Raw genomic sequence first — 6,922 nt, 5'->3', positions numbered from 1 at the left:
ACAGGGGCTGAAACCGGTTCAAGCGCTGGTTAAACTGGCGCGCAAGCTGGCACGTATTGCCTTTGCGCTGATGCAGAGCCAGACAACCTACCAGCCAAAAACAGCAGAATAAGGGGTTGCCTGGAACCATAGAATCTCCCACAACCTCACCCGGCAGCCCGCGCATAACCCGTGGGAGCGGCGCCCCGCCGCGATAGCGGACCATCAGCAGCCCCAGCCTCAAACAACGAAACATTTTAGCGCTGGCGACAGTTGCCCAGGTTTGGCACTATCGCCCGACTGATTATCCTGGAGAATTCTGCCCATGCGTTGGCTGTTACCCCTTTTCACCGTATTCCTGATGGTCGGCCTGACCATGCCCGATGCCGAGGCACGGCGCATGGGCGGCGGCAAGAGCTTCGGCTCCGCGCCCATGCATAAGAGCCAGCCGGCCCAGCGCCAGCAGGCGCCGCAGCAGCAGGCCGCGCCGCGCAACCAGCAACAGAATCCGGCAGCCAGCTCCGGCGCCAGCCGATGGCTCGGCCCGCTGGCCGGTATCGCCGCCGGCGGCCTGCTGGCTTCCATGCTGTTCGGTGATGGTTTCCAGGGTCTGCAGCTGTTCGACATCCTGATCTTCAGCCTGATCGCCTTCGTGCTGTTCAAGCTGTTCTCCTCCCGCCGCAATGCCGGTGCGATGCAGCGTCAGCCACATCCGGCCGGTGGCCCGAGCGAGTTTCCCCAGCAGCAGAACTGGCCCCAGAGTGGTCCTGTCGCCGAGCCCGCGGCGCAGCCGATCACCATGCAGGCGCCGGCCTGGTTCGATGCCGACAGCTTCCTCAAAGGTGCCGAGGAGCATTTCTACACCCTGCAGCGCCACTGGCGAGACGGCGATACCGCCGGCATGGCCGAATACCTGGACCCGACGCTGCTGCAGCAGATGTTGGCCGCCCGCGCCGAGGCCCCGCCGAGCAGCAACGGCTTCGTCGAACAGCTGGAAGTGCGCCTGGAAGGCATCGAGCAACGCGACGGCCGGACTATCGCCACCGTCGGCTTTACCGGCCTGGATCGGGAGTTCCCGCAGGATGAAGGTGAACGCTTCGATGAGAGCTGGCGCCTGGAACGTGCCGACGGCGACAACCAGCCGTGGCTGATCTGCGGTATCCGTCAGAACTGATATTGCCGGGGGTGCGTCGAGCAGATGCTCGACACGCCCCGCCTAGCGCCGAACCGGGCGTTTCTGCAGCTTGCGTTGCAGTGTCCGGCGGTGCATCCCCAGCGCCCGGGCGGTAGCCGAGATATTACCGTCGTGCTCGCCCAGCACCCGCTGGATATGCTCCCACTGCAGACGGTCCACCGACATCGGGTGTTCCGGCACCAGGCTGTCCGGGTCGGCCTGGTCCGACAGCAGCGCGGTCAGCACGTCATCGGCATCCGCCGGCTTGCACAGATAGTTGCAGGCGCCACGCTTGATCGCCTCCACCGCGGTGGTAATGCTGGAATAGCCGGTGAGGATCACCACCCGCAGGTCCGGATACAGCTCCAGCAGGCGCGGCAGCAGTACCAGCCCCGAGTCGCCTTCCATTTTCAGGTCCAGCACCGCGTAGTCGGGGCGACGCTGACGCGCCACGGCCATCGCCTCTTCCGCGCCGCCAGCGATATCCACCTGCAGGCCACGACGAGTCAAGGCCCGGGCCATTACCCGGGTGAAAGTCGGGTCGTCATCCACCAGCAACAGCAACGGCTGTTCTTCCAGATTGATTTCTTCAGTCATGCCTGATCCTCGGTTGCTATCGGCAAGATTACCTCTGTCAGTGTACCCCCGCCATCCTGGTTGAACAGTTTTACACTACCACCGATACGCTCGACCGCCGCCTGGCTGAGGAACAGCCCCAGCCCGAAGCCTTTCTTGCCCTTGGTGGTGACGAACGCGGTACCCAGTTGCTCGGCAATGTGCAACGGGACGCCGGGGCCATGATCGCGGATGCACAGGCGCAGTCGCTGGGCATTCCATTCCAGCGCGATGCTGATGTTGTCAGGGCAGGCATCAGCGGCGTTGTTCAGCAGGTTGAGAATCGACTGCCCCAGTTCAGGACTGTCCTTCACCTGCGGCACCGGTCCCGGCGGCAGGGGTTTCAATTGCCAGGAGGCCTCGGGACGCATCAGTTGCCAACGCTCCAGCAGGCCCTTGAGCCAGATATCGACCGGTTGGTTGTTATGCGGCTGGCTGCGATTGAATTCGGCACTGCGTACCATCTGCTGCAGGCTTTCCTTGCATTGGCGCACCTGCTCCTGCAGCAGCTCCAGGTCCTCCTGGATCTGCGGGTCGGTATGATCCGAGCGCATGTCCTTGAGTAGCACGCTCATGGTCGACAGCGGCGTCGACAGCTCATGCGCGGCGCCAGCGGCGACGCTGGCAATACCCAGCAGCTGGGCATCACGCAGGCTCTGCTCACGGCGCTCGGCCAGGCGCTCGGCATGCTTGCGCAGCGCCTCGGCCATGTGCACCACGAACAGACTGATCAGCCCGGCGCTCATAGCGAAGTTCAGCCACAGGCCAATGACCCGGATATTGATCTGACTGTCACGCACCGGCATCTCGAACAGCGCCAGCGGGTGATACCAGAACAGCAGCAGGCTGTAGGCGAGCATCGCCACACTGGCGAGGATCGCGGTGTAGACCCACGACAACGTCGCTGCGGCAATCGTCAGCGGCACCAGGAAGTAGGAAGCGAAGGGGTTGGTCGGGCCGCCTGCGTAGTACAGCAGCACACTGTGCACCAGGATGTCGAACAGCAGCTGCATGCCATATTCGATACTGGTCACCGGCCAGCCGCGCGACAGGCGCAGCAGCGACAGCAGGCTGACCCCCGCGGAAATGCCCAGGGTCAGCAACAACGGCATCCATTCCAGGGCGAACCAGCCGCTGTACCAGGCTCCCAGTACCGACAATGCCTGGGCCGCCAGTACCAGCAGGCGAATGAAGATCAGCCGCCAGAGATTCTGCCGGGTGGGCGAAAGCGCCAGGGCATTCAGGTTCATCAATAGTCGCTGCGACAAAAGTTCGCTCCAGTATAGAATCGACCGCTGACGGCCCTCGTGTGGCATAGCGTCGCACAAATGCGGGAATGATGGCAGAGGGGAACCGTCATGCCACATATCGGTCTCAGGGACTTGGGGAGCGAATTCCCCGGTATGCCACAAGGAGAATTTCATGCGTTCATTTCTGCTGTTGCCACTGGTGGCGAGCCTGGCCTTCGCCGGACAGGTGCTGGCCGAGCCATTGAACTACAACCAGGTATCGCTGCGCGCCGAGGTGCAGCAGTCGGTCAACAACGACACCCTGACCGTCACCCTGTTCACCGAGGAGCAGGATACGGATCCGGCCAAGCTGGCCAATCGCATCACCGCAACCCTGAACCAGGGGCTGGAAACCGCCCGTAAGAACAGCAATCTCAAGGTCAGCAGCGGCAACCGCTACAGCCAGCCGGTGTATGACGAAAAACGGCAGAACATCGTCGCCTGGCGCGAGCGTGGCGAGATCCGCCTGGAGGGTAGCGACTTCGCCCAGGTCTCCAGCACCACCGGTGACCTGCTCGGCGCCCTGAGCCTGGACAGCATGCAATTCAGCCTGTCACCGGCCAACCGCAGCAAGACCGAAGACGGCTTGATCAAGCAGGCGATCGAGGCGTTCAGGAACCGCGCCGACATCGCCACCGAGAGCCTGGGCGGCAACGGCTACAAGATCGTTCATCTGAACCTGAATACCCAGTTCATGTCGCCACGCCCCTACCTGCGCAGCAACAAGGTGATGGCCATGGCCGCCGACGCGGAAATGGCCTCCCCCGCCGTGGAGGGCGGCGAGGCGGATGTCACGGTCAGCGCCGATGGCGTGATCGAGGTGCAGATGCCTTGAGGGCCCGAGCCTGCCCTATGGCCGCATGAACGGATAGTCCTGATCCTCGTCGAGATTCTCGGCGAGGAAACCTAGCTCATGGGCGATATCCGCCGGACTGCGGTCACGCTTGTACACCGCGATCACCTCGGCCATCAGCGCCCGCGCCATCTCCTGCTCGCCATAACCAGCCTCGGCAGCCTGCGCCAGCGCCTGCTGCATGACACTCCCCGCCAGTTTGTATATCGACATCGCCTACTCTCCTGGAAAAATCATGATTGCAGCATACCGCCACGCTGCCTGTATTGATCTGGCGCAGATTCAACGCTCGTCGTCGAAGGGCTCCTGCAGATAGCGATCGGTATCGAAGGTTTCCACCCAGTCGGGGTAGAACACCACCAGGGCCGCTACCCCCATGCCATTGATGAAGCCTTCGGGAAACATCACCATGATCATGTAGCCGACCAGTTCGGCCAGCGAGCCGGGCGGGGTCAGTTGCCCGGACCAGGCCAGCAGCCCCATGCCCGCCAGCATGGTGCCCACCGCCCCCAGGGCAGCGGCGAAGAAGCCGCTGATGAAGATGTACAGAAACAGATTGGTCGGCTTGAAACGCTCCAGCATCCGGCTCATCAGCACCGTCACCAGCACCGGAATCAGCATGCGCAGCAGGCCGTTGGCGCCCAGCGCGCTGGCATCATCCAGCCCCAGCAGCACCAGCGCCAACTGAGCCAGCGTGCCGGCGGTCAGCGCCAGCGGCCAGTCGAGCATCAGCGTGACCACCGTCAGGCCGAGGAAATGGAAGGTCAGGCCGTTGTCGAAATCCTTGCGCAACAACCACAGCACGAACAGCGCGAACACGCTGCCGAAGAACAGGTGCTGGCGGCGGCTGTCAGCCACCAGTTCGACCCAGGACACCCGCATCAGCGCCCACAACAAGGCACCACCATACAGCAGCAGGCTGAGTACGATCTGGGTGGTGGTAAGCAGGCTGGCTGAGAGCATGGGATCTCCTGATGATGGCTGATCTGTGTTGCCCGACAGCACCCTGCCGGGCAAGATGCGGGGCGGACAGATCATAACAGCCCACATCCGCTCCTGCAGCGCCACCCCGGCAAGGTGCAATCTGCGCGGATGCGGCATAGAATGGTCGCATAGTCCGTCAGACTCCCGCGCAACACAGAATTGCGTCCATACAAGAAAAGCAACGAAGGTGACACATGGCCAGCCGTCTCTACCCTGAAGACCAGAAACGGGTCGAAGAATACCTCAACTCTCCCCTGCATCAGGTCGAGCGCAAACCCTTCAGGGTCTGGTGGCTGCTCGCTGCCATTCTCGCGACCGTACTCGGCCTCGGCTTGCTGGCGCGTTTTCTCGCCTCGCTGGTTATCGCGTGACTCTGACAGGCAAAGATTTCCTGTTATCTGAGAGTCCATGCAATGTCACAATCCGCAGTTTCTCCCCCTCCCCACATTGTTGTCGTCGGCGGAGGGGCCGGCGGCCTCGAGCTGGTCACCCGTCTCGGGCGCCGTCTGGGCAAACGCAAGCGCGCCCGTATCACCCTCGTCGATGCCAACATGACGCACATCTGGAAGCCGCTGCTGCATGAGGTCGCTGCCGGTTCGCTGAACGCCACCGAAGAGGAACTCAACTACGTCGCCCAGGCCAAGTGGAATCATTTCAACTTCCAGCTCGGCTGCATGACCGGGTTGGATCGGCAACAGCGACTGCTCCAGTTGGCACCCATCCTCGACGAGAATGGCGAGCCGCTGATCCCGGCACGACAACTGGCCTATGATTATCTGGTCATCGCCGTCGGCAGCAATACCAACGACTTCAATACCCCCGGCGCCGCGCAACATTGCCTGTTCCTGGATACCCGCGCGCAGGCCGAGCGCTTTCATACACGCCTGATCAACCAGTACCTCAAGGCCCAGGTGCACGGCGAGATGACGCACAACGAGTCGATCAACGTCGCCATCATCGGTGCCGGCGCCACTGGCGTGGAGCTGGCCGCCGAGCTGCACCATGCGGCCTTGATGCTGCGCTCCTACGGCCTGGACCGGATTGGCCCCGAGGACCTGAACGTCAACCTGGTCGAGGCCGGCCCGCGCATACTGCCAGCCCTGCCCGAGCGCATCGCCAATACCGCAGCGACCACCCTGGACGAACTGGGCGTGCATACCCATACCGGCTCACCGGTCAGTGAAGTCCGCGCCGATGGCCTGCAACTGGCCAATGGCGAGTTCATCCCCGCTTCGCTGAAGGTCTGGGCCGCCGGCATCCGTGCCCCGGCCTTCCTTGCCGAACTTGGCCTGCCGAGCAACCGCATCAACCAGTTGCTGGTGGACCAGACCCTGCGCACCGAGGACGAGCGCATTTTCGCCTTTGGCGATTGCGCCGCCTGCCCGATGGATGAATCCGGCAAGTTCGTACCCCCGCGCGCCCAAGCCGCCCACCAGCAGGCCACCCTGCTGAGCAGGAACCTGCACAACCTGCTGGATGGCAAGCCGCTGAAGCCCTATCGCTACCGCGATTACGGCTCACTGATCTCGCTGTCCTCGTTCAGCGCCGTCGGTAACCTCATGGGTAACCTGACCGGCAGCGTGATGCTCGAAGGCTGGCTGGCACGCATGTTCTACATCTCGCTGTACCGCATGCACCAGATGGCCCTGTACGGTCTGCCACGCACCATCATGCTGATGCTCAGCGATCGCATAGGCCGCAGCACCGAACCACGCCTGAAACTGCACTGAGGCTGTAATGGCCCGTCATTCTTCGCCAGCGGCGGCGAATGACGGGCAGCCTGGGCACGAAACCGCAGCGTCATTCGCAACTGTTTCGGCTGATTGTGCAAGAAGCTCAATTTCGGGGTTGACAGCCCCGCCGTGGCCGGTAAAATGGCGCGCCTCAGCAGGGGATATGTGACACCAACCACATCAACTTGCCGAGGTTGCAAGGCGTTTCAAGGTAATTCCGCGATAGCTCAGTCGGTAGAGCAAATGACTGTTAATCATTGGGTCCCAGGTTCGAGTCCTGGTCGCGGAGCCATCT

General features: G+C 62.6%; 8 protein-coding genes, 1 tRNA gene and 1 pseudogene. 6 read left to right on the top strand and 4 right to left on the bottom strand.

The genetic code is table 11. From position 1 onward, the window contains the following. Together H6X51_RS20490 and H6X51_RS12175 are read left to right on the top strand one after the other, a co-directional pair. Positions 1-112: pseudogene (locus H6X51_RS20490) on the top strand (IS110 family transposase); the annotation flags it as partial. 192 nt (positions 113-304) lie between these two features. Further along, on the top strand, positions 305-1,153 hold the full coding sequence (locus H6X51_RS12175; RefSeq protein WP_185267750.1) for a Tim44 domain-containing protein: 849 nt from the start codon (positions 305-307) through the stop codon (positions 1,151-1,153). A gap of 42 nt (positions 1,154-1,195) precedes the next feature. Here the strand turns inward: H6X51_RS12175 and H6X51_RS12170 are convergent, their stop codons facing one another. Both H6X51_RS12170 and H6X51_RS12165 read right to left on the bottom strand, forming a co-directional pair. Then, a complete protein-coding gene (locus tag H6X51_RS12170; protein WP_185267749.1) occupies positions 1,196-1,750 on the bottom strand; it encodes a response regulator transcription factor in 555 nt (184 codons plus the stop codon). Next, complete coding sequence (locus H6X51_RS12165; protein ID WP_185267761.1) at positions 1,747-3,018, bottom strand: ATP-binding protein; 1,272 nt, start codon at positions 3,016-3,018, stop codon at positions 1,747-1,749. The genes H6X51_RS12170 and H6X51_RS12165 overlap by 4 nt, the downstream gene beginning before the upstream one ends. Positions 3,019-3,190: 172 nt before the next feature. On the opposite strand from H6X51_RS12165, the gene H6X51_RS12160 reads away from it, so the two are divergent. After that, on the top strand, positions 3,191-3,892 hold the full coding sequence (locus H6X51_RS12160) for an SIMPL domain-containing protein (protein ID WP_185267748.1): 702 nt from the start codon (positions 3,191-3,193) through the stop codon (positions 3,890-3,892). Positions 3,893-3,907: 15 nt separating this feature from the next. Here the strand turns inward: H6X51_RS12160 and H6X51_RS12155 are convergent, their stop codons facing one another. Next, entirely contained in the window at positions 3,908-4,123 is a 216-nt protein-coding gene (locus H6X51_RS12155) for a hypothetical protein (RefSeq protein ID WP_185267747.1), read from the bottom strand. A gap of 69 nt (positions 4,124-4,192) precedes the next feature. Continuing rightward, complete coding sequence (locus tag H6X51_RS12150; protein ID WP_185267746.1) at positions 4,193-4,873, bottom strand: energy-coupling factor ABC transporter permease; 681 nt, start codon at positions 4,871-4,873, stop codon at positions 4,193-4,195. Between the two features lie 215 nt (positions 4,874-5,088). On the opposite strand from H6X51_RS12150, the gene H6X51_RS12145 reads away from it, so the two are divergent. The 3 genes from H6X51_RS12145 (at position 5,089) to H6X51_RS12135 (ending at position 6,919) form a co-directional block, all read left to right on the top strand. Then, the gene (locus H6X51_RS12145; RefSeq protein ID WP_185267745.1) at positions 5,089-5,265 is read left to right on the top strand and encodes a DUF3094 family protein; all 177 of its coding nucleotides are present in this window, start codon (positions 5,089-5,091) and stop codon (positions 5,263-5,265) included. A 42-nt stretch (positions 5,266-5,307) separates the two neighbouring features. Continuing rightward, a complete protein-coding gene (locus tag H6X51_RS12140; protein ID WP_185267744.1) occupies positions 5,308-6,624 on the top strand; it encodes an NAD(P)/FAD-dependent oxidoreductase in 1,317 nt (438 codons plus the stop codon). 219 nt (positions 6,625-6,843) lie between these two features. Continuing rightward, positions 6,844-6,919 (top strand) — tRNA-Asn (locus H6X51_RS12135). Positions 6,920-6,922 lie beyond the last annotated feature (3 nt).

The sequence above is a fragment of the Halopseudomonas xiamenensis genome, assembly GCF_014219065.1.
Classification (GTDB): domain Bacteria; phylum Pseudomonadota; class Gammaproteobacteria; order Pseudomonadales; family Pseudomonadaceae; genus Halopseudomonas; species Halopseudomonas xiamenensis.
The sequence above is the reverse complement of the archived record's forward strand: the minus strand, read 5'-3'. Positions and strand labels throughout refer to the sequence as shown.